The organism is Erythrobacter sp. Alg231-14, assembly GCF_900149685.1.
GTDB lineage: Bacteria > Pseudomonadota > Alphaproteobacteria > Sphingomonadales > Sphingomonadaceae > Erythrobacter.
The window spans coordinates 1,199,867-1,220,040 of record NZ_LT702999.1 but is presented as its reverse complement, the minus strand read 5'-3'; the positions used below and the strand labels follow the sequence as shown (position 1 = coordinate 1,220,040).

General features: G+C 54.5%; 16 protein-coding genes. 5 read left to right on the top strand and 11 right to left on the bottom strand.

All coding sequences use genetic code 11. From position 1 onward, the window contains the following. Nucleotides 1-28: 28 nt before the first annotated feature. The 8 genes from BQ8290_RS05665 to BQ8290_RS05630 all read right to left on the bottom strand — a co-directional run bounded on the left by BQ8290_RS05665 (nucleotide 29) and on the right by BQ8290_RS05630 (nucleotide 9,141). On the bottom strand, nucleotides 29-1,243 hold the full coding sequence (locus BQ8290_RS05665; protein WP_108788370.1) for a polysaccharide biosynthesis/export family protein: 1,215 nt from the start codon (nucleotides 1,241-1,243) through the stop codon (nucleotides 29-31). Nucleotides 1,244-1,267: 24 nt separating this feature from the next. Next, nucleotides 1,268-2,524 (bottom strand): glycosyltransferase family 4 protein, encoded by a 1,257-nt coding sequence (locus BQ8290_RS05660; RefSeq protein ID WP_443112335.1) that lies wholly within the window; start codon nucleotides 2,522-2,524, stop codon nucleotides 1,268-1,270. Nucleotides 2,525-2,609: 85 nt separating this feature from the next. Then, nucleotides 2,610-4,064, bottom strand: a complete 1,455-nt coding sequence (locus tag BQ8290_RS05655; RefSeq protein WP_108788368.1) for an ATP-binding cassette domain-containing protein — start codon at nucleotides 4,062-4,064, stop codon at nucleotides 2,610-2,612. Further along, nucleotides 4,064-4,867 carry an ABC transporter permease gene (locus tag BQ8290_RS05650; RefSeq protein ID WP_108788366.1) on the bottom strand — a complete coding sequence of 268 codons (804 nt, stop codon included), beginning with the start codon at nucleotides 4,865-4,867 and terminating at the stop codon, nucleotides 4,064-4,066. Before BQ8290_RS05650 ends, BQ8290_RS05655 begins: the two co-directional genes overlap by 1 nt. Continuing rightward, nucleotides 4,867-5,961 (bottom strand): hypothetical protein, encoded by a 1,095-nt coding sequence (locus tag BQ8290_RS05645; RefSeq protein WP_108788364.1) that lies wholly within the window; start codon nucleotides 5,959-5,961, stop codon nucleotides 4,867-4,869. Before BQ8290_RS05645 ends, BQ8290_RS05650 begins: the two co-directional genes overlap by 1 nt. Continuing rightward, nucleotides 5,958-7,193 (bottom strand): glycosyltransferase family 4 protein, encoded by a 1,236-nt coding sequence (locus tag BQ8290_RS05640; protein ID WP_337661052.1) that lies wholly within the window; start codon nucleotides 7,191-7,193, stop codon nucleotides 5,958-5,960. Before BQ8290_RS05640 ends, BQ8290_RS05645 begins: the two co-directional genes overlap by 4 nt. Beyond that, nucleotides 7,183-7,971, bottom strand: a complete 789-nt coding sequence (locus BQ8290_RS05635) for an NTP transferase domain-containing protein (protein WP_108788360.1) — start codon at nucleotides 7,969-7,971, stop codon at nucleotides 7,183-7,185. Before BQ8290_RS05635 ends, BQ8290_RS05640 begins: the two co-directional genes overlap by 11 nt. A 69-nt stretch (nucleotides 7,972-8,040) precedes the next feature. After that, a complete protein-coding gene (locus BQ8290_RS05630; protein WP_108788358.1) occupies nucleotides 8,041-9,141 on the bottom strand; it encodes an inositol-3-phosphate synthase in 1,101 nt (366 codons plus the stop codon). Nucleotides 9,142-9,417: 276 nt separating this feature from the next. Between BQ8290_RS05630 and BQ8290_RS05625 the strand changes: the two genes are divergently transcribed. Beyond that, on the top strand, nucleotides 9,418-10,575 hold the full coding sequence (locus BQ8290_RS05625; protein WP_108788356.1) for a glycosyltransferase: 1,158 nt from the start codon (nucleotides 9,418-9,420) through the stop codon (nucleotides 10,573-10,575). Here BQ8290_RS05625 and BQ8290_RS05620 read toward each other — a convergent pair. Then, entirely contained in the window at nucleotides 10,555-11,460 is a 906-nt protein-coding gene (locus BQ8290_RS05620; RefSeq protein WP_337661051.1) for a CDP-alcohol phosphatidyltransferase family protein, read from the bottom strand. The genes BQ8290_RS05625 and BQ8290_RS05620 overlap by 21 nt on opposite strands. 92 nt (nucleotides 11,461-11,552) lie before the next feature. On the opposite strand from BQ8290_RS05620, the gene BQ8290_RS05615 reads away from it, so the two are divergent. From BQ8290_RS05615 to BQ8290_RS05605, 3 genes are all read left to right on the top strand, one after another. Then, nucleotides 11,553-12,620, top strand: coding sequence for a CDP-alcohol phosphatidyltransferase family protein (locus BQ8290_RS05615; RefSeq protein ID WP_108788354.1), 1,068 nt, complete (start codon nucleotides 11,553-11,555; stop codon nucleotides 12,618-12,620). A 107-nt stretch (nucleotides 12,621-12,727) separates the two neighbouring features. Beyond that, entirely contained in the window at nucleotides 12,728-13,924 is a 1,197-nt protein-coding gene (locus BQ8290_RS05610; RefSeq protein WP_108788352.1) for an acyl-CoA dehydrogenase family protein, read from the top strand. Between the two features lie 38 nt (nucleotides 13,925-13,962). Then, the gene (locus BQ8290_RS05605) at nucleotides 13,963-15,093 is read left to right on the top strand and encodes an acyl-CoA dehydrogenase family protein (RefSeq protein WP_108788350.1); all 1,131 of its coding nucleotides are present in this window, start codon (nucleotides 13,963-13,965) and stop codon (nucleotides 15,091-15,093) included. A 36-nt stretch (nucleotides 15,094-15,129) separates the two neighbouring features. On the opposite strand, the gene BQ8290_RS05600 is transcribed toward BQ8290_RS05605, so the two are convergent. Both BQ8290_RS05600 and BQ8290_RS05595 read right to left on the bottom strand, forming a co-directional pair. After that, on the bottom strand, nucleotides 15,130-17,418 hold the full coding sequence (locus tag BQ8290_RS05600) for a GAF domain-containing protein (RefSeq protein ID WP_108788348.1): 2,289 nt from the start codon (nucleotides 17,416-17,418) through the stop codon (nucleotides 15,130-15,132). Then, nucleotides 17,415-17,972 (bottom strand): hypothetical protein, encoded by a 558-nt coding sequence (locus BQ8290_RS05595; RefSeq protein WP_108788346.1) that lies wholly within the window; start codon nucleotides 17,970-17,972, stop codon nucleotides 17,415-17,417. Before BQ8290_RS05595 ends, BQ8290_RS05600 begins: the two co-directional genes overlap by 4 nt. Nucleotides 17,973-18,405: 433 nt before the next feature. On the opposite strand from BQ8290_RS05595, the gene BQ8290_RS05590 reads away from it, so the two are divergent. Beyond that, entirely contained in the window at nucleotides 18,406-20,157 is a 1,752-nt protein-coding gene (locus tag BQ8290_RS05590; protein WP_108788344.1) for a ShlB/FhaC/HecB family hemolysin secretion/activation protein, read from the top strand. Nucleotides 20,158-20,174 lie beyond the last annotated feature (17 nt).

Below are 20,174 nucleotides of genomic sequence, written 5' to 3'. Positions count from 1 at the left end.
GTTTAGACCGCCTGCCCTGCGTTGATAATCATCGATTGTCCAAAGCGTTGCCCGTTGCCACGATCGAAAATGCCGTGCTCGACAAGGCCCCTAGAAAACGTTCCAGTTCTACACCGGGTGCGGTTGAGATGTAGAGCACATCACCATCGCGCATCATAAAGTCCTGCATTGCGAACAGGCTTTGAGCGTTGTTCATGGCCAAATTGTACACCACCGGGACACGCCCATCCGCGGTTGTGGGTTGTGCTTCGTCCAGTAGCGGATCGATCGCGCCGCGTTCTTCCATACGGAAGACGAAAACACCCTTGATATCGGCGCGACGGTCATTCAGCCCGCCGACACGGCCTAGCGCCTCCGCAAGGCTAATTCCGGCCCCTTCAAAGGGGACTTCGGCATTCTGGCTTACCGCGCCCAAGGCCACGAAGCTAAACGGTTTGTGTTGGACGGTGATGACGTCATCCGCGCGCAAGCCCACATTGTTCCGTGGGTCGGAAATCACTTGCTCCAAAGGCATTATCGCTTTTGCAGTCCCGCGCGACAGCTGAATGGTGGATTGCTCAATGGCTTCGCGGGTTCCACCTGCGCTTGCCAATGCGTCCAACAATCGTTCACCGCGGGCGGACAAGACGACCCGACCGCTGGATTGAACATTGCCCAAAATGGTGACGGTGCGGGTCTCGTTCTGAACCAACCGGACGAGCGCTTGAGGGTCGTTTGCGCGTCCAGAAAGGCGTGAAGTGATAATCGCTTCGACCTGGTCCGTTCTCAGGCCAGCGACCGATACCCGTCCGACAAATGGCACCGTGACTTTGCCGTCTTCACCCACTTGCTGCTGGGGGATTTCGGCACTGCTGGCGAGGTCTGGTGCTGAACCGAGCCCTTGGTCCGGTGCAGACGCGCCGAATAAGACTGCGGGCGGGGCTTCCCAAATCGAAATGTCCAACTCATCGCCAGCCCCGATGACGGTGGGAGAAACGGGAACATCGCCGAAAACTTCAGCGAAGCTGTTGGCAGCGCTGTGCGAATTCAATCGGCCCAATACGTTGGGACCAAGTTCGATCACCTGAATACCTGTGTCGGCGTAGTTCAATTCGCTCGCGTCGCGGATGGATCCAGTGGACGGACCGGCGCCACCTAAACTTGAACATGCAGAGATGACGAAAAGTGAGCCAACGGCAAAAGCAGTCTTGCACACGGCACCAGCGCGCTTTCCAAGGATCATGGCTGGGTTAAAGCGGCGCATGCGATTTCTCCTGCATAATCCTGATCAAAGATGTCGATCATAGACATCTCTCAATTTCTCTCGATAGATTTCGGGGCTGAATAGGGTTGCACGTTCTTTGCCGCGTGCAACAAAATCGGCCCGCATATCGGCATCGGCATCAATCGCGCGTATCGCTTGTGTGATAGCCTGTGTGTCATACGGGTCCACCATGACGGCCGCATCTCCGGCGACTTCGGGTAATGAAGACGTGTTTGAACAAATCACCGGCGTGCCAAGCAGCATTGCCTCGAGGGCTGGCAATCCAAACCCTTCATACAGCGACGGGAACATCGCGGCGCGCGCCCCTCGGATCAAACTGACTAACAAAGGGAAGGGGGCATAGGGCAACTGGATCACACGCTTCCGCGCGCCCCGCCGCCTTTCGAGGCTGGCATAGACAGTGTCGGTCTCTCCTAAAAGCTTAAGCTCTTGCTCCGCTTTCCAAGCCTGCGCCCCGACTATGACCAATGGCGTTTCAACCTTTGATGACAAATAAGCCTCAATCAATCGACCGATATTCTTCTTGGGTTCCAGCGATCCCCAGAACAGGAAATACCCTTTGTAATCGAACCCGGTCAGCCCTTCGACCTCGCGCGCAACCTGGTCTTCTGGTTTGTCGCGGTACTTTGCGGGGATGCTAACCGATTGATATGTGTTGGTGATCCGGTCCGGCGATATGCCCACAAGATCAACCAGATCGCGCTTCGAATTTTCCGACACGGTCACGAAATGATCTGCGGTCTTGTCCAGTTGTTGGAGCAAACGCAGATATCGACGTTTGTGATCCAGTGTTGTGTAAGGAAGACGAAGCGGGACGACATCGTGCAATGTGTAGATGTTGGGGCGCTTCTTCACCCGCAACGGGATCGGATATGTCCAATGCGCGAGATCCGGTTTCTGCGGCATCCTGACTTGAGATGGCCTCTTCCATAACTTGAACGCGCTTTGCGCCCGCATGAAAAGGTCAGGCGCGTTGTAGAGCCTATCATAATACGGAAGTTTTGATTGAAATGTCCGGGTTATCACGCGGCCAGAAATGGGCACTTCGCGGGCGCGAAAGGTGAAGGGGCCTTGGATCGCCTGACGGACCTGTTCGATGATTTCGAGCAGTTTGATCTTCTCATCTTCGGCGGAATCGAAGAAGTAAATCTCGCGCAGCAATTCGTCGCGTGTGACGCTGGCCCGGTTGCCGTAGACCACATCTACATGGTGGCCCAGATTGCCGATCTCGTAGCTGAGATTGCGGGCATAGGTTGCCACCCCTGTCCCTTTCTCAAGGCCGAGATTGTATCCATCGATTAGGATCCTGGACAAGATAAAACGCCTTTTGTGTGTGGGGTGAATGTCATGCCGCTTGCTCCAACACAGATCCCACCGAACGCCAGTTGGCAAACCCGCCGGCCGCGATCACACAAGACCATGGATCGGATTGCATTGCAGGCGATTGGGCCAAAGCCTGTCGATCGCGTTGATTGAGGCCAGGACTGGCAATCGCAATGAGATTTGCGATCCATTGTTCAACCGCTTGATCGTCGCCGGGGCTGCAGGTGAATTTATGATTACCCGCCGAAGTGAGCGTTCGGGCGGCGTCGAACCGATCATCACGGATCATCGCAGCGAGAGCGGAATCGCATGTTGAGTGATGTCGCAACAGGTCCAGCACAGTGTCATCGTCCACTTCATCTGAGGACCATGCTGCGCGCGCGAACGTGGAAATATCCGGAGCAGCGGGAGCCGCGTTGTGGGCGTCCGTTCCGGAGTAAATATGCGGAGGGAGATCACCGGCGTTGAGCCCTTGCCTTGCCAACACAAATTCGAAATGTTCCCGCACATCGGCGTATGTTTCACCCAATGCTATGGCGGTACGGTATCCGATTTCGGCGCGGGTGTCTTCGCCCGCTTCCTTGGCCGCGTGCGCCGCTTGGACCCAGTATGATCGTTGATAGGGATAGAGCTCCAGCGCGCTTTTGTACCCTGCCTCTGCTTCGGCCCATTGGCCATCGTCACGGTTCCAATCGGCGGCCTGAACCGCAGCGCGAAACACATCGTCCAAAACTGCGACAGTGTGCGTTGTTTCAATCAACTCGCGGCGATTGCTGGGATATTCAACCAAGCTGGGACGCTCGATCGCTTCCAAGCCGATTTTGGTCCGAAAGTCCGAATAGGCATCATCAAACTCGGCAAACAATTCTAACTTGCCGCCATGCAACACCGCAAATCGCGTGCAATGATCGCGAATATAAGAGGCGTCATGCGAGATGATGATCATCGCTCTATCGGACCGTTTGCGAAACAATTCTTGATTGCAGCGGTCATGAAAACGCGCGTCACCAACCGCGCCAATTTCATCGATCAAGAAACAATCAAATTCAATAATCATCGAAATGGCAAAGGCCAAACGCGCCCGCATTCCCGAAGAATAAGTGCGAACCTCTTCGGCCAAATACGGGCCGAGTTCGGCAAATTCCTCAACAAAGGCGAGGTTTGACTCGATGTCCTGATTGTAAATCCGACTTATAAAACGAATGTTATCGAGGCCAGTGAGATTGGGTTGAAAAGCGCCGCCAAAAGCAAGCGGCCAAGACACAGACATTGTCGTTTCAACCGTGCCAGACGTTTGACGTTCGGCGCCGCTAATCAGGCGGATCATCGTGGATTTACCGGCCCCGTTCCGACCCAGTATTCCCAACCGTTCGCCCATGGCCAAATCGAAGTTCACGCCATCCAATACGACGTTTTGACCAAAGTTCGTGCGATAGGTCTTGCGCAAATCGCGCACTTGAATCTGACCGGATTGCATCACTCTGGCACCACCCGCCGCGAGACGTAGCGCACCGTGATCAACGATACCACGCTCAACACAAGGTTGAATGGAATCAGATAGCCAAGGTCATAGATTGCCCGAGCTTTAGTGCCGAAAAATCCCTCTCTCACCAATTCAACGCCATGGACGATGGGAATCCATAAGACGATTTCCTGCGCAAAAACCGGCAATGCCGCAACTAGGAACGCTGCACCCGAAAGGGGAAAAAGCAAATAGGAAAAGGGGTGCCAGAGTTTGTCGACCAGATCGTTCAGGTACGACAGAGCGCCGAGCCCAATGGCCAACGCCGCGCCAAACCAAGCGATCAGTAACCACCCCCCGACAACCTTAAGAAAATCGTCCGGCGCGGACATCCATTCGGTGGCAATGAACACAATCGACAACGCTACGAAGGATATTGTTGCCCCACCGAATTCAAGCAATAGCCGCGCGGCATAGATGTCGGCGACTTTGATATTGCGATGATACATCAACGGCAAATTCGCCTGAAGCGCGCCGATGCAACGGCCCGGCATATTGCGCCACAAAAGGACACTGGAATACCCCGTTAGCGCAAAGGCAACGATGGGCAGATCGCTGCCGTGGAATGATTTTGTCGCGGTCCATAAAATGGTCACGCCCACAGTGAACATCATTGGTTCCACAAACAACCACATGAAGCCGATATTGTGCCGCCCATACCGAGTCAGCATTTCACGCCGCAACAACGCCCCAATCACGCGCAACTGCACCCGCATGGAATGCGCAAAGCTTGAACCGGGGATCGCCTGAGATGCCATCAATCGCTGTGCTCGCGCACTCCAATCGCCAACATGTACAAGACGCCCCATGCGAGTAAGCCCAAGACAAAAGTCGCAATGATGCTTCGGATTCGGCGCGGTTCAACGGCGTAATCGGGCAGGCTGGGTGCCGAAATTTCTTCAAGATAGGCTTGTTTGCGGCGGGCTTCGGCTTTTGCTTCCTGCAAACCCGCCCGCGTCGCCGCCAATTGAGCCTCAGCAAATTGGAGTTTCACTTCAAGCTCTTGATATTGGGCAAGAGCGGTCGACAGCGATTCCCGTCCGCCGGTCAATTCGCTGCGCGCACGCGTGATCTGACCCTGCAGTTCGCGCACTTGTGTTTGCAGGAACGGAATTTGCGATGCTTGCGGCGTGTAGGTCTGCAATTGACGCAGACGGGTTTGCGCGCCGATCAATTCGTCTTGCAGTTTTGAGATCATTTGCAGGCCGACTTCGGATTGCTGCACCGGGTCGACGATCCCGCTAGCATCTCTGAATTGCGCAAGCTCCAGTGCAGCCAATCTGGCGACCTCAGCGGCTTCCTCAACTTCGCCTTCAGCAATTTCGATAAGATCAGATTGGGCTCTGCCAGAGAGGCTGTTCACCAATTCCTCTGATTGTTGAACCAGACGCTGGTTGATTGTGCGCGCTTGTTCGGGGTCGAACGCTCGGACGGTTATGGTCAGGACCTGCGTTGTGGCCCCTTCGTCCACGTCGAGCTTGTTTGAAAAATACCGGTAGAATTCTTCGTTGCTGTCCGCACCCCAACTGCCGAAACGGTCGAACCAAAAAATCCCCTCATCGCTGTAGGCATCAACAATCAACCCATCGGCGTTGCCTTGTTCAATTGCTTGGCGTGATTGCAGGTAGGCGACTACGGAATTGTTGCCATCATTGACGGCGCCAAACCCAGTTTGGTCCAGCGCCAAATTCAACGGCGACGGCGTCGACTGGGCGGGATTGCGCACAATGATGCGCGATTCCGAGATGTAGATGTCCTGCGCAAACAGACCATAATACAGCACCGCCAAGACGGTCGGCACAATCACAGTGACGATCGACAATACGTTGAGTGTTTTTAACCGTTCTATCATGCCGCTAGGCTGCTTTCACATGCGGCGCTCTTTTTCAAGGTTGCGGCCGAGGATGGTGGTTGTTGAACGGGCAAAGAGAGGCAGTGCTCAACCGCATCAAAATGCGCATCCCAGGTCGGTGCCCGGTAATGTAGAGATCGCTTTGTCCGAGCGGTTTCCGTCGCAATCGAAACGTCTGTGAACGCCATGATCGTACGGCCCCATGCCGCGCGGTCTTCGGGGTCGATCAAAGTGGGAATACCTTGGCCGATTTCTCGAAAAATCGGAATGTCGCTGGCGATAACGGATGTTCCTGCGGCCAACGCTTCGTCCACCGGCAAACCAAACCCTTCGGCCAGGCTGGGCATTAACAATCCGACGGAATTCCTGATCAAGGCGGACAATTGGGCGTCCGAACAAGAATGGAGCAATTTGATGTGCTCTGAGGCGGAAGCCTGCGCGAGAATATCGCGGGTCATCGGCCCTTTCTGACCGATCACCATCAATCGAGGCGTTTGATCACCCAATTGCGAGGCAAGGCGACCCCAAACATCGAACAGCAATTGATGGTTCTTGCGAGGCTCAATTGTTCCAACGCAGATGAAGTATGGCGCGGTTGGCACAACGCCGGATGGTGAAGGGTGCGTAGGATCGGTCCTCAAACGCTCCCCTGCGATGTTCGAAACCACAATTGTTGGCGTCGGCAATGCTTCCTCTGACGCGAAAGCTCGCAAATCTTCTGCGACGATCTCTGATCCGACGATGATAGTGTTCGCATGGCAAAGCGCAGCGCGAACCCGCCCCGTATGCCGTGCGACTGCATGCGGCCGTGAAAGGTTTGGATGCCGGATAGGGATAAGGTCATGGATAAAATAGAAAGAGCGCAAACCATTGCGTGTGACCCAATCGGTGTGCGGCGTTAGATCGAAATCGGTGTGGCTGACATTTATATAATTCAAGCCACGAAAATCATCAGAAATTCCAGAAAACAGCAGCGCGGATGGTGCCCATTTCCCGATTTTCGCTCTAAACCCGCGCGCAGGAGCCAAGAGCAAATCGAACAATTCTTCCGAACGTCGCGCATCCAGAACGCGCACGATTCCTCGATATTGCACCACCGCTCGTGCGTCTTTCCGGAAATGCCGCAGATAGGCGTAGCACACGCGATCAATCCCGGTTGATCGCCGTCCCGTCCAACTGCGCGACACAAGCCGGGTTACATCCAACAGAATCGGGCGATCTCTATGCGGCACGATCATCCTTTGCCGCTGGGGTCAGACCAGGGGCGAAGATCGCCAGATGATCCGCAATGTGAGCATCGGCTAAATCGTGCGCGCGCGGATCGTCCACATCGACCCACCATCCGCCATCTATGTCGATCGTTGCGGCGCGACCAAGATCGGCCAATGCCTGAATTCCATCGGACAGACTTCCCGGTTTCCCCAGATCAATCGCGCTTTCGATCGCTCGCGGTAAATTTGCATTGGCCAAAAACGCACCGCAATCGACGACATCATAGGCGGCGATATCTTTGCCAATCTTGTTGATGCGTCCACCGCATGTGGGTGTGGGCTTTTTGAGTGCGACCCATGTGGCGTCATCGGGATCGACCAGAGGGTTGTCGATCCGATCGGTGGCCAAGATTGCGTCTTCATCGGTTAAACTTTGCATGGCGAGGCGATCCAGAACGCCGTCGCCAAAAATATGATCGGCCATCATCAACAAAAATGGTCCGGCTAGACCCGACGCACCGGCGATAACGGACCAGCCATTGGGTTTTGTCCAATCGTCAATGCGCCTTGGAGTGATGGCGCAATCCATCGCCGACGACAATCGGACCAATTCTGCTTCGACCTCATCGGCTTTGTGGCCGGTCACAACGACAATGTTCTGCACACCCGCAGCAATAGCTTGCCGCACCGATATCTCGATCAACGTCATGCCTTTGATCGTCGCAAGCGGTTTGGAATCGCTGCGGCTTGCCAATCGACTGCCAAAACCAGCAGCAAGGATTACAGCGTTTTGGACCAAAGTATCCTTCCGATCTTCAATATGTAGCTGCGGCGCCGACGCGTGATTGAGGGTCACACCGTGACCGGTTCACTCCGCCGCGCACGAGTAAGCGCGGTATTGCTCAATCAAGAGCTTTTCGGCCTGTTCCTCTGGCATTTGTTGTGGAGGGTGTTTGCAATAAAATGCCGATGGACCGGTTAGTGCACCGGCTTCACCGCGTTCCATCGCGACCCGGCAATATCTGATCGCATCCACGACGCAAGCGGCGGCATTCGGGCTGTCTTCCACCGATAGACGCATCTCAAGATGCATTGGCACTCCGCCAAATTGTTCGCCCTCAATTCGCAAGAAACAGATCTTGTTGTCTTTTTGCCATGGGACATATTCCGAAGGCCCAATCACAATGTCGCCGTCTGCAAGACGCTCCGCCAATGCGCTTTGCACCGCTTGGGTTTTGGACACTTTCTTGGAGGTTATCCGGCCACGGTCCATCATGTTCATGAAATCCGTGTTGCCGCCCGTGTTGAGTTGATAGGTGTGATCAACACCCACGCCGCGTGACGCGAACAATTGGCTCAACATCCGATGGACGACCGTGGCACCGATTTGGGCCTTAATGTCATCACCAACGATCGGCAGGCCTTTTTGGCGAAAGCGCGCCTCCCAAAGAGGGTCGCTAGCGACGAAAACCGGGATGCAATTTACCACCGCCGTTTCCGCTTCGAGAGCGCACATCATGTAAAACTCGCTGGCTTTCTGTGACCCCACAGGTAGAAAGTTCACCAGCACATCCACGCGATGTTCGCGCAAGGCATCGACAACGCCCTGCTGCGTGGCTTCCTCTGTATCAGAGACGATGAAACCATTCTCGTCCACATCCGCCATATGCGATGCGACACCATCCAACGTTTTTCCCATAAGGACCGGCGCCCCGATCGGTGCAATATCGGGATGAAAGACAGTTGTGTTGTTTGGTTTTGCGAAAATTGCCTCAGAAACATCGGATCCGACTTTGCGCCGATCGACATCAAAACCAAGAACGATTTCTATATCGCCAACCGAATAATCGCCCACAAATTCTTGGATCAGACCCGCGGATGATGGCGCTGTGCGATAGCGCTCAATCCCTTGGACCAGCGAGCTGGCGCAATTGCCTAAGCCTACGATTGCTACCCTAATTGGCGTCATTGCTGACCTTTCCGAAGCACCCAACAGTCTTCACGTCATCGCCATGCGACCCGGCAATCGTGATACGCGGCAGCCATTTCGGACTTCCACCCCGTAGAATCTCAAGTTCCCGAACTGGCCGAGATGAAACTTTGTTTCAAGCGGCTTTCACCATCTCCGCGCGGTTCAGCGCATATTCTACACGTTTAGCGGCCAATGAACGGAAAGGAGCCTGATTTTGACGGTCGCGTCCTGCCTCTTATAAGGTGAACGCATGATTAGCGGCCATTGGGGCCCTTGAACTCCCTTTCCGATGAAGGCTCTGACATCCCAACCATTTGCATAGATTGCCGCTATATTAGCGATCGACCGAGTGGTATTTCTCAAGTAATTCAAGGGCTCATCGATCACGCTCCTGATCTGGCCCCCGATCTGACATTTCGATTGCTTAAGAACGCCCGGCTAAAATTGCCGTTGAGCGCTCGATCAAATGTCGAAGAGGTGATTGTACAGGTCGGTTCAAACAGCCCGGCTAGCATGTGGTTCCTGCCAGAAATTGCGCCGCTTTTGGGTGCTGATTTGTACCATGCCACGGCGAATACCATGCCAGCGCGATTAGGGATGCCATGCGTCACGACGGTTCACGACATCATGTGGCTAACCAATCCTGAGTGGTGCGACAGCAGTCCGTATGGCTCAATCAAGAGAAACTTCTTTGGCCATGGGATCCGCCGCGCCATTGCCCAATCGGATCGTATTGCCACCGTCAGCGCGGCGACGAAGGCTGAGATCGTTCAGCGTTATCCCGCAAGCGAACCGCGCATTTGTGTTACGCCATCCGGCGTGTCCGATCGGTTCAAACCAGTGGGACGCGATGACAGGTTGAAGGCGCGCCTAGGTTTGGCCCAAGATGCGCAATACGCTTTGATCGTTGGACAGTTTGCGCCTTACAAAAATCACGAAAGAGCCATGCAGGGCTTTGCGCGCAGCTTTGGCGGTGAGCGCGACAAATTCTTGGTCATGGTTCAACGTCAGGGCGGTGGCACAGCACCGCTTGAACGATTGGCAAAATCATTGGGCGTTACCGCTCAAATCCGATTCACCGGCCCGATTGACGATGCGGATCTTATCAATCTCTATTCTGATGCAAGTATGCTGTTGCATCCCTCCTTGTGCGAGGGGTTTGGCAATCCTGTTGCAGAGGCAATGGCCAGTGGCTGCCCTGTCGTGACCAGCAACCGAAGTGCAATGCCAGAGGTCGCCGGCGGCGCGGCAGTCCTCGTCGATCCCACCTGCGTTGATTCCATAGCGACCGCCATCGCCGAAGTTTGGAACGACAATCAGAAATCTCACGCCATGCGCGAGGCCGGGATTGCGCGAGCCAAAGAAATGCGTTGGATCGATTTTGCGCGGGCGAATGTCGCTATATATCGGTCAATTCTGGCCGGACTTTAAGCCGTTGATCAATAGAGCGAGTGCGGAGATTTCGCGCCGTGCTTGCAGCCAAAAGTAGATCAGAAGCACGCTGAGCGCACACAATTCGAAAATTACAATGATGATTGGATCGCCGACGATCATCGCGCCGCCAATCACCAGAGTGCGATAGTTGGACGAAAGGATTGAGAAGCGTTCGATCACAGGTTGAAAGCGGCGCTTCGCTTCAGTCTCAGCCTGTTGCTTGATGGCCTGTGTCACCCGTTCCAACAACGCGTCAATGGTGTGACCACCCGCGGCCAATGCGGAACTCAACCAAAGGTACAACCGAGCAGGCGCGCTAAACAGCGTTGAGTTCTGCGTGCCTTCTGCCGACGAAATTCTCAACCACGGCACGCCGTAGACCCAAAATTGGTATTGGCGACGCTGTGTCTCGAAAAAGACTGTTTGAACGGCTCTGGCCAATCCCGCGAGAACCATCAACAATCCGCCAGTCCAGCCCATCTCTTGCGCCAAAACAGCTGCCAAAAACAGATAGAGAATGATGTGACCGATATAGTCGCAAGCGCCATCGATCACTTCGCCAAGCGCGCTAGTTCGGTTTGTCATCCGGGCCAGATCACCATCGGCGCCGTCAAAAACGTGCCAGCCGAGGTGCAACAAGAATGCGATGCCTGCTCCCAATGTGCCCGGCATACCCCAATACAAAACCGCAGCGATCACGACCAACAGCCCGCCGAAAATCGACACGGCGTTGGGCGTGATGATCGTGTGTTGTAGCACTTGCGCCAACCGATAAGATAACGGGTGGTAGATGTTAGCGTTCAGCCAGTCTTCCAATTCGACCGGGCGCGCAGAAACCTCTCGGGCATCGGGCACGGTGTCAGGTTGATCAGGCTTGCTCATGGTTGTTGATCTGAGCAATGAGGGGCAATCGAGCAAATTGACGCGGCATAAAGAGGGATACATCCGGCGTTTGGGATTCGGATCAGGATAGTATGACGAACCACCCCATTGTGTTCCAAAGCGCCGCGGTTGCCAACACGTTGATTGCGGGCGTTCCCTGCGCGGTTCGGGCAATCCTTGTCGCATCGCGGGCGGGGATCATCGATCTGGATCAAGAAGTTTTGCTGCTGGTGAAGGGCAAATGGCGCGATTTTGAAAGAGTTCACCGCGACTTAGAGCGGATTACACCAGAGGCTCAGATGAAATGGGCGAGTGTTGATTCCGGGACGGTTGATCCGGCGGTCCGTGCAATTGATGGGCTGGAATGTTTGCGTGATCCAGAAAACGTCATTCCAAGAAATCTTGCCGAATTCTTGCTCGATGACCACTTTCAAGATTCCGTTTCAGCATCGCAAACTCTCGTCCAAGCAAGCCGCCGGACCATCGCGAATACGGGCAAAACCACCGACGGCATCGTCTCTCGCTACATCAATCGCCCCATTTCTCAGCTTATCTCATTCCACCTGCTAAGATTCCCCGGTGTGCGCCCGATTCACGCAACAATCGCAGCTGGATTGATCGGAGTTGTTATGGCGCTCTGTTTGTTTCTGGGCGGGCAAGTCGGCTTGCTGTGGGGGGCGGTGCTGTTTCAGTTCGCGTCCGTGATTGATGGCGTTGATGGCGAAATTGCACGCGCCACATTTCGCTCATCAAAACTGGGCGCGACGTTGGATACGGCTGGCGATGCGGCGACCAATTTCGCTTTTATCGCCGGAGTAAGTTTCAACCTTTGGATGAGCGGCAATGTCGCAGCTGGTCAGGCCGGCTTTGCTGGACTTGCGCTGTTGATCATTGGGCTGACCGTTCTGGGTTTTCTATCCATCCGTGAGGGAGGGGCCTTGAGCTTTGATGCGCTAAAGCACGACGCACGTCGCACCGCGTCACCCGTATTGGTCGCCCTATCAACGATCACATCGCGCGATGTTTACGCGCTCTTTCTAGCGGCTTTGATTCTTGTTGGATGGGCCGCGCCGGCCATGATCTTCTTCGCAATGGCGGTGACAATCTGGTTCCTTGTGGCGGCAACAATGCTCGGAAGACGGTTTTTTTGGTCGAAGTGAGGCCAAAATCGTCGCTTTTCCGTAATTTTTGATGCGATTCGACTTTGCCCAAAGCCAAGGCCGTGGCAGACGGGGCGCAACAAAATTCAGTTTTGGAGAGAAACCCAATGAATCTTGAGTTCACGCCCGAAGAAGTGGCGTTCCGTGAGGAAGTGCGAGCCTTTATCGAGGCGAACTATCCCAAACACCTCGGCGACACCGGTCTACGCGAAGACTTGGCGCCCGAAGACTTTGTTGCCTGGCACAAGGTTTTGGGCGAAAAGGGTTGGTCCGTTCCTGCCTGGCCTGAGCAATATGGCGGCACTGGTTGGACCCCGACTCAACGTTATATCTGGGGTGAAGAAAATGCCCGTGTGAACGCGCTCATGCCGCTTCCATTTGGCGTCTCCATGGTTGGCCCAGTGATTTACACATTCGGTAACGAGGAACAAAAGGCTCAACATCTTCCCGGCATTCGCAGTGGTGATGTTTGGTGGTGTCAGGGCTATTCAGAACCGGGCGCGGGCTCAGATCTCGCTTCGCTCAAAACTACGGCTGTTCGAGACGGCGATCACTATGTGATCAACGGTCAAAAAACGTGGACCACGTTGGCCCAGCATGCAGATTGGGGTTTCTTCCTGTGCCGGACCGATCCGGACGCGGCAAAACCGCAAGAGGGCATCAGCTTCATCTTGCTTGATATGAACACTCCGGGCGTCGAAGTGCGGCCCATCAAATTGATTGATGGCGGGTATGAGGTCAACGAAACGTGGCTCACTGATGTTCGGGTTCCGGTCGAAAACCTTGTCGGCGTCGAAAATCAGGGTTGGACCTACGCCAAATTCCTGCTTGCCCACGAACGCAGCGGCATTGCCGGTGTTGCGCGGTCAAAACGCGGCGTTGAAAAACTGCGCGAGATTGCTGGTTCGGAAATTCTCGATGGCGAGCCATTGATGAATGACTTCGATTTTGCGCGCAAAGTCAGCCAACTTGAAATTGATCTGGCTGCGTTGGAAATCACCGAATTGCGGACGTTGGCCGGTGAACAAGCAGGCAAAGGTCCGGGCCCAGAAAGCTCGATCCTGAAAATCAAAGGAACTGAGATTCAGCAACGCCTCACCGAGCTGACATTGGAAGCGGTCGGTTCTTACGGAACGCCGCTTTATGGCAGCATCGCGGATACCGGTTCGAACCAATATCCGGTTGGTCCGGAATACGCTCAGCACGCAGCGTCGACCTATTTCAACATGCGCAAAACATCGATCTATGGCGGGTCGAACGAAATTCAGCGCAACATCATCACGAAAATGATCCTCGGCCTTTAAAGGCTTGAAGAGGACGCATTCGACACCGGAGAGTATCAGTGGACTTCAATTTTACCGAAGAACAAGAAATGGTGCGCGATGGCCTTTCACGGCTTGTGCGCGAAAATTATGATTGGGACACGCGCCGCGGCGTTGTCGATAGCGACAGCGGCTGGCGTCCAGAAATTTGGGCGCAATTGGCAGAACTTGGCATTTTGGGCATGCCGTTTAGCGAGGCCGATGGCGGCTTTGGCGGCGGCGCAGTCGATGCCATGGTGGTCATGGAGGAATTCGGCAAAGGCCTCGTGGTGGAGCCCTTTGTGCCAACCGTGGTGTGTGCTGGTGGCTTTCTAAAGCACGCGGGAACGGCCGCACAAAAAGAAGAGCATATCGGCGGGATCGTCGATGGGAGTCGCATTTTTGCGTTTGCCTATGCCGAACCGCGCGGTCGCTATGACTACGCTGACTTGCAAACCACCGCGAAGAAGGAAAGCGGCGGTTATGTATTGAACGGCCATAAGGCGGTTGTGATTGGCGCTCCTTGGGCAACGCATCTGATCGTTACCGCCCGGACATCGGGTGAGCAGCGCGATCATGACGGCGTGTCCGTTTTCGTGGTCGATAAATCGGCCGATGGCGTCGTTACCCGAGATTACCCGACTGTTGATGGGCGCCGCGCATCCGAAGTGTATCTGGAAAATGTCTCTTTGCCTGCCGATGCATTGATTGGTGAAGAAGGAGCCGCTTTGCCGTTGATCGAACGTGTCACTGACGAAGCGATTGCGGCGCAATGCGCAGAAGCGTGTGGAGCAATGAAAGTCGCGCATGCGATGACCGTTGAATATTCGCGCCAACGCAAACAGTTTGGTGTCGCGATTGGGTCGTTCCAAGTTCTGCAACACCGCATGGTCGATATGTACACTGAATATGAGCAGGCGGTGTCGCTTACGTATCTTGCGACCCTGCGTTTGGACGGCTCAGACAAAGAGCGCAAATTGGCCGCTTCTTCGGCTAAGGTGCGTATTGGACAAGCTGCGCACCATATTGGTCAGGAAGCGATCCAAATCCACGGCGGCATGGGTATGACCGATGAGCTTGCGATTGGTAGTTATTTCAAGCGTTTGACGATCTTTGATTCCGAATTCGGCAATGTTGATCATCACATGAAACGGCATATCGGCCTTTCATGATTAAGGTTGCGGCGGGACCGTTTCGGTCCCGCCCAATCACTTGTCTTTCATAATCCAGACGCCGGTCCAATCGTCGCCCGGCGGATTTGCCTTCATCATCTTGCAGCGATCGATGTAAATATCGCTGAGATTGTCTTGAGGGTTGGCTTTCAGCGCTTTGGCAAAAAAGCTCTCAGCTCGATCCCAATCTTGGTTGCGGTAGGTTTTTACGCCCTCGTTGAAATTGCCCAGAACATCTTGAAGGTTCGGGAATGTCGTATCGTCATGATAGTCGAGACATTCAAACACGCCGACCGGTTCGGTCTTACCTTTGACAACCACCTTATCAACTTCGCGCAGGCGGTAGACGCCTTTCAATTTTGCTACTGTGTATTCCGAAAGCAGGATGCGCGCGGAGTATTGTTTGCACGCGCTTTCCAGCCGAGCGGCCAAATTCACGCCGTCGCCAATCATGGTGTAATCCATGCGTTTCTTTGACCCGATATTGCCCGCTACAATACGATCGGTGTTAAGGCCCAATCCCATATCAACCGGCATCTCGCCTCGTGCTTCGCGTGCAACGTTCCATTCGCGCAGGCGTGCGATCATGTTGATCCCGGCGCGCAATCCGCGATCTTCATCGTCATCATTGGCGATCGGTATCCCAAACGCAGCCATGATGGCATCACCGATAAACTTGTCGAGCATGCCACCTTGTTCTGAAATGCAGTCGACCATCAATTCGAAATAGTCGTTGAGCAATCCGACGGTGCCCTGAGCACCAAGCTTTTCGGTGATTGTGGTAAAGCCGCGAATATCGGAAAACAGAACTGTCGCGGTGGTGTCCCTTCCGCCCAGAATATCGTCTTCGTTGCCACCGGTTAGCATTTGCGCCGCTAGACCCGGATCCATGTACCGCGAGAGGGTCGATTTCGCCCGCTTTGCGTCCGAGATGTCTTCTATCATCGCCAGAGTTCCAAGTGATGCACCATCGCCTGATTCCATCGGCAAAACGGTGACATTGGCGGATACGGTTTCGTCGCCAAACGCGAGCTCAACATCCATTAGGTTTTCGCCAGCATTGGTTTCTGAAACCCGTGCAATCTTATCGACCAGCCATTGGTTCTCTTCGCCCAAGACCTCCAGCGGCGATTTGCCCAACATATCGGCTGGAGGGGTGCGCATAATCCGCCCGCCTGCTTGATTGCAGGTCCGGTTGGCACCCTCTTCGTCAAAGGTCATCACACCATTCGACATGGATTGAAGCATGCTTTCAGTGTAATTTTTCATCGACTGAATGTCGCCAAACAGCTTCGCATTCTCGAGACCGATGGCGATCTGTGCAGTGAAGGCCTTCAACCGGCTTTCGTCTTCCGCTGTGAATGGGCCGCCGCTCTTGTTGAGGACTTGAGTGACGCCGATGACGTCCCCTGCTTTGTTGACCACTGGAACACACAGAATGGATCGTGTGAAAAAGCCCGACTGCTTGTCAAAACTGGGGTTGAACCGCAGGTCAGTATAGGCGTGGGGAATGTTGATCGCTTCGCCCGACGTGAACACCGAACCTGCAATGCCAAGATGATTGGGAAGACGAATTTCCATCGCGTCCAACCCTTCGCCAACGTGACTAAACAGCTCGTTGGTTTTCTCATCATTGATGAACAAGGTGGAGCGTTCCGCATCCAGCATCGTGGTCGCTTCGGTCATTACCCGGCGGAGCAATGTCGACAATTCTAGCTCTGACGTCATCTCCGAAACAATGTTCAGAAATTCAATCTCGCGTCGGCGGGTGTCCTCCATTCGTTCAACCAGTTGCATCGACTGCAGCGTGATCGCGCATTGGGTCGTCACCCCTTCGAGCACGGCGAGGTCTTGCTGTGTGAATTCGCCGTCAATTTTGTTCAAAACTTGGGCGACGCCAATGATCTGATTTTTGGCGTTGCGCACAGGCGTCGCTAGGATCGATTTGGTCGTGAAACCCGTTTCCGCGTCGACCTGGCGGTTGAAACGTTCATCGTTGTACGCATCGTGGATGATCAACCCTTCGCCGCTATGAAAGGTTGATCCGGCGATGCCGACATCGTCCAAGATGCGAATTTCGCGGCGTTTTAATCCTTGCGCGATGCGGCTGAACAATTCCCCAGACGCAGGGTCGTGGAGAAACAGAGAGCCGCGTTCCGCTCCAGTTTGATCGACGGCCACACTCACCAAAGTATCGAGCACGGCATCGAGCGTATCCATCGATGCGACTTGACGCGAAACATCAAGCATCATTTGCAGCTGGCGCACCCGCTCAGCCTGCGGCAATTCGAGGCCAGGCTTTGCGGCCTCCGAAACGTCATTCATGCTTGTCTCTCCGTGATGCGCGTTGCGTCCGTTAGGTCGTCGCGCAGGTGTTGGATCGTGCTTTGCAATTCGCGCAATTGATCCCGGTGTTTGCGTTCGAGTGCTTGTTTGTCTTCACGTGCCTTTTGGCGCAAGTCTTCCATATCTTCGCGCTGTACTTGAACCGCTTCGCGCAGTTGATTGATCTCTCCGGCGGCGGCTTGTTTCTCGGCTTGGACCCGCCCTCCAGCTTCGGCGTGGTGATCATCCAAGGTGTCGCGCAGTGCCTGAGCTGTGTCGCGCAACTGTTTGATCTCAGCAGCGGCTTCCTGACGTGCAGCTTGTACAAGGTTTTGCGCGTCGTGGGCTTTCTGCTCCAGCTCGTCTCGCAATGCCTGAATGGTCAATTTTAACTGCGTAACTTCAACCACTGTATCGGCCTGTGCACTTTGCAGTTTTTGTCGCGTTTCGTGGTCTTTGTCTTCCAAAGCTTCGCGCATTGATGCGACGGTTCGCTTCAATTGGCGGTTTTCCGCGACCGGGTCGCTTGGGCTGTCTGTTTGTTTCTCAGGCATGATGCTCGTTAGCCTTACCTGATAACTCTAAACAAGGAACTTAGACATCGTTGCGCAAGTGGTGCGGGTGCACTGCCTTTGCGGTATTGGTCGATACTTGGGGCGATATTGAACCAATTCTGTGGCCTAACTCGCCTTTAGCAACGTTGGGATACGGCGTGTGCTCCATTTCGTATGCTGATGCCAGCCCATGAAAACCGTGGAAATAGACTGTATCTTTGTTTCTGCCTTTATGTGTTGAAATTGATACGTAATTCCACAGCCTTCTGGTTGCTAAGCATCAGTACTAAAATATTTTTCATGGTTAAAGCTTGACTTGTTAGGCAGATTACAACGAAACGCTTTTTGAGTGTTTTGGCGCGCATGATCGACCGTAATTGGGTCATTCTTAGTGCGCTTACTGCCCTCGGGGGGGGCAGTTGGGGGGTAATAAGTGACGAATAAATCCTGCGCAGCAGGCGGATTGGCGGCAGCGCTGACTCCGTTTTTCATTGGTTTTGCATCTGATGCGAACGCACAGATAGCCGCTCCCACCCGCGAAGAATTGCAGGGCGTTGCGCGTGATGATGTAGCGCCGGCTCCGCGTCTGAACATTGAAGGCGGGATTGAAAGATCGCCATGCGCCTTGGCTGATCCGCAATATGCCGAAGTGACAGTCACCATTCGGGAAGTGAACTTTAATGGACTGAAGGGCGCTACTCCCGAAGAATTGGAAGGCGCTTGGAAGCCGTTTGAAGGCCAAGAACATTCCGTAGCTGTCCTATGTGAAATTCGCGATGCGGCGGCAACGATCTTGCGCAACAAAGGGTACCTCGCGGCGACGCAAGTTCCGACCCAGCGGATCGAAGATGGCAGCGTAAATTTTGAAGTTTTGTATGGCCGGATCACAGCGATCCGTGCGCGCGGCGAAACACGCGGTGCAGAAGGTAAGCTTCAGCAATATCTTGGCCGGTTGTCCGAAGATGAGATTTTTGATCGCAATCAGGCTGAGCGATATTTGCTGCTCGCCCGCGACTTGCCAGGGTACACAGTCAATCTGACGCTTAGGCCAGCTGGCGATGATCCAGGCGCTTTGATCGGCGAGGTCACTGTTCGACGGGAAAAATCGTCCTTTGATTTGGCGATCCAGAACTACGGCGCAGAAGCCACGGGCCCATTTGGTGGACAGGTTAGGGGGCGGTTCTTTGGGCTTACGGGAATGGGTGACGTCACCACGCTTTCCTATTTCGCCAGCAGCGACTTTTCTGAACAGCACGTTTTGCAAGCCGCCCATGAATTCCGCCCAGGCGGTGAAGGCATCGTGGTCGACGGTCAGTTCACCTATGCTTGGACCAAACCCGACCTTGGTACCAGCGCGCCAGTGGGCATCCCGGGGGCTGGTGGGCCAGTTGCTGAATTAACGGCGGAAACGCTGTTTGCCGGAATATCGGTTGGTTACCCGCTCAAACGGACGCAGGGAGAGAACATCTTCCTCAGCACTGGGTTCGATTACATCAATCAAGATGTCGATTTTATCGCGCCGCTTTCGCGCGACCGAATTCGGGTCGGCTGGATCAAGTTGGATTACGATTCGATCGATCTTGATCGGCGAGCGCCGCGTTACCGCACGGCGGCAACCATCGAATTTCGCCAAGGGTTGAACGTCTTTGGCGCGTCCAGCGTTTGTTTGGGACCAACATGCCCCGCCGGACAGATCAATCCTGGCCGGCTAGATGGGGAGCCGACCAGCTCTGTCATTCGCGCCAGCGGCGCAGTCGAAGTTTCGTTGAGCAGCCTCATTGCTTTGAGCGTGAAACCGCGCGCTCAACTGTCACTTGGCGGCGGCTTGTTCGGTTTTGAGGAATTTGCGGCCGGTAACTTTACCGTCGGGCGCGGTTACGACCCTGGCACGATCATTGGTGATAGCGGCGTCGGTATCACCACCGAATTGCGCACGGCTACATTGCCGTTGGGCGAGGCGGGCGAAGTCGCGATCCAGCCTTATGGATTTTTCGACCTGGCAAAGGTTTGGAACGAAGGGCCAGAGATCGACGACGATCTGTATTCTGTTGGCGCGGGCGCGCGAACTTCTTTTGGCGGACGGTTTAGCCTCGATGCCAGCATCGCAGTGCCCCTTAAACGGGCCGGGCTTCAAACAGAGCGAGGCGATGTCCGCGTGCTCTTTACCTTCACCGCAAGCATTTAAGACCGAGGAACAAGATT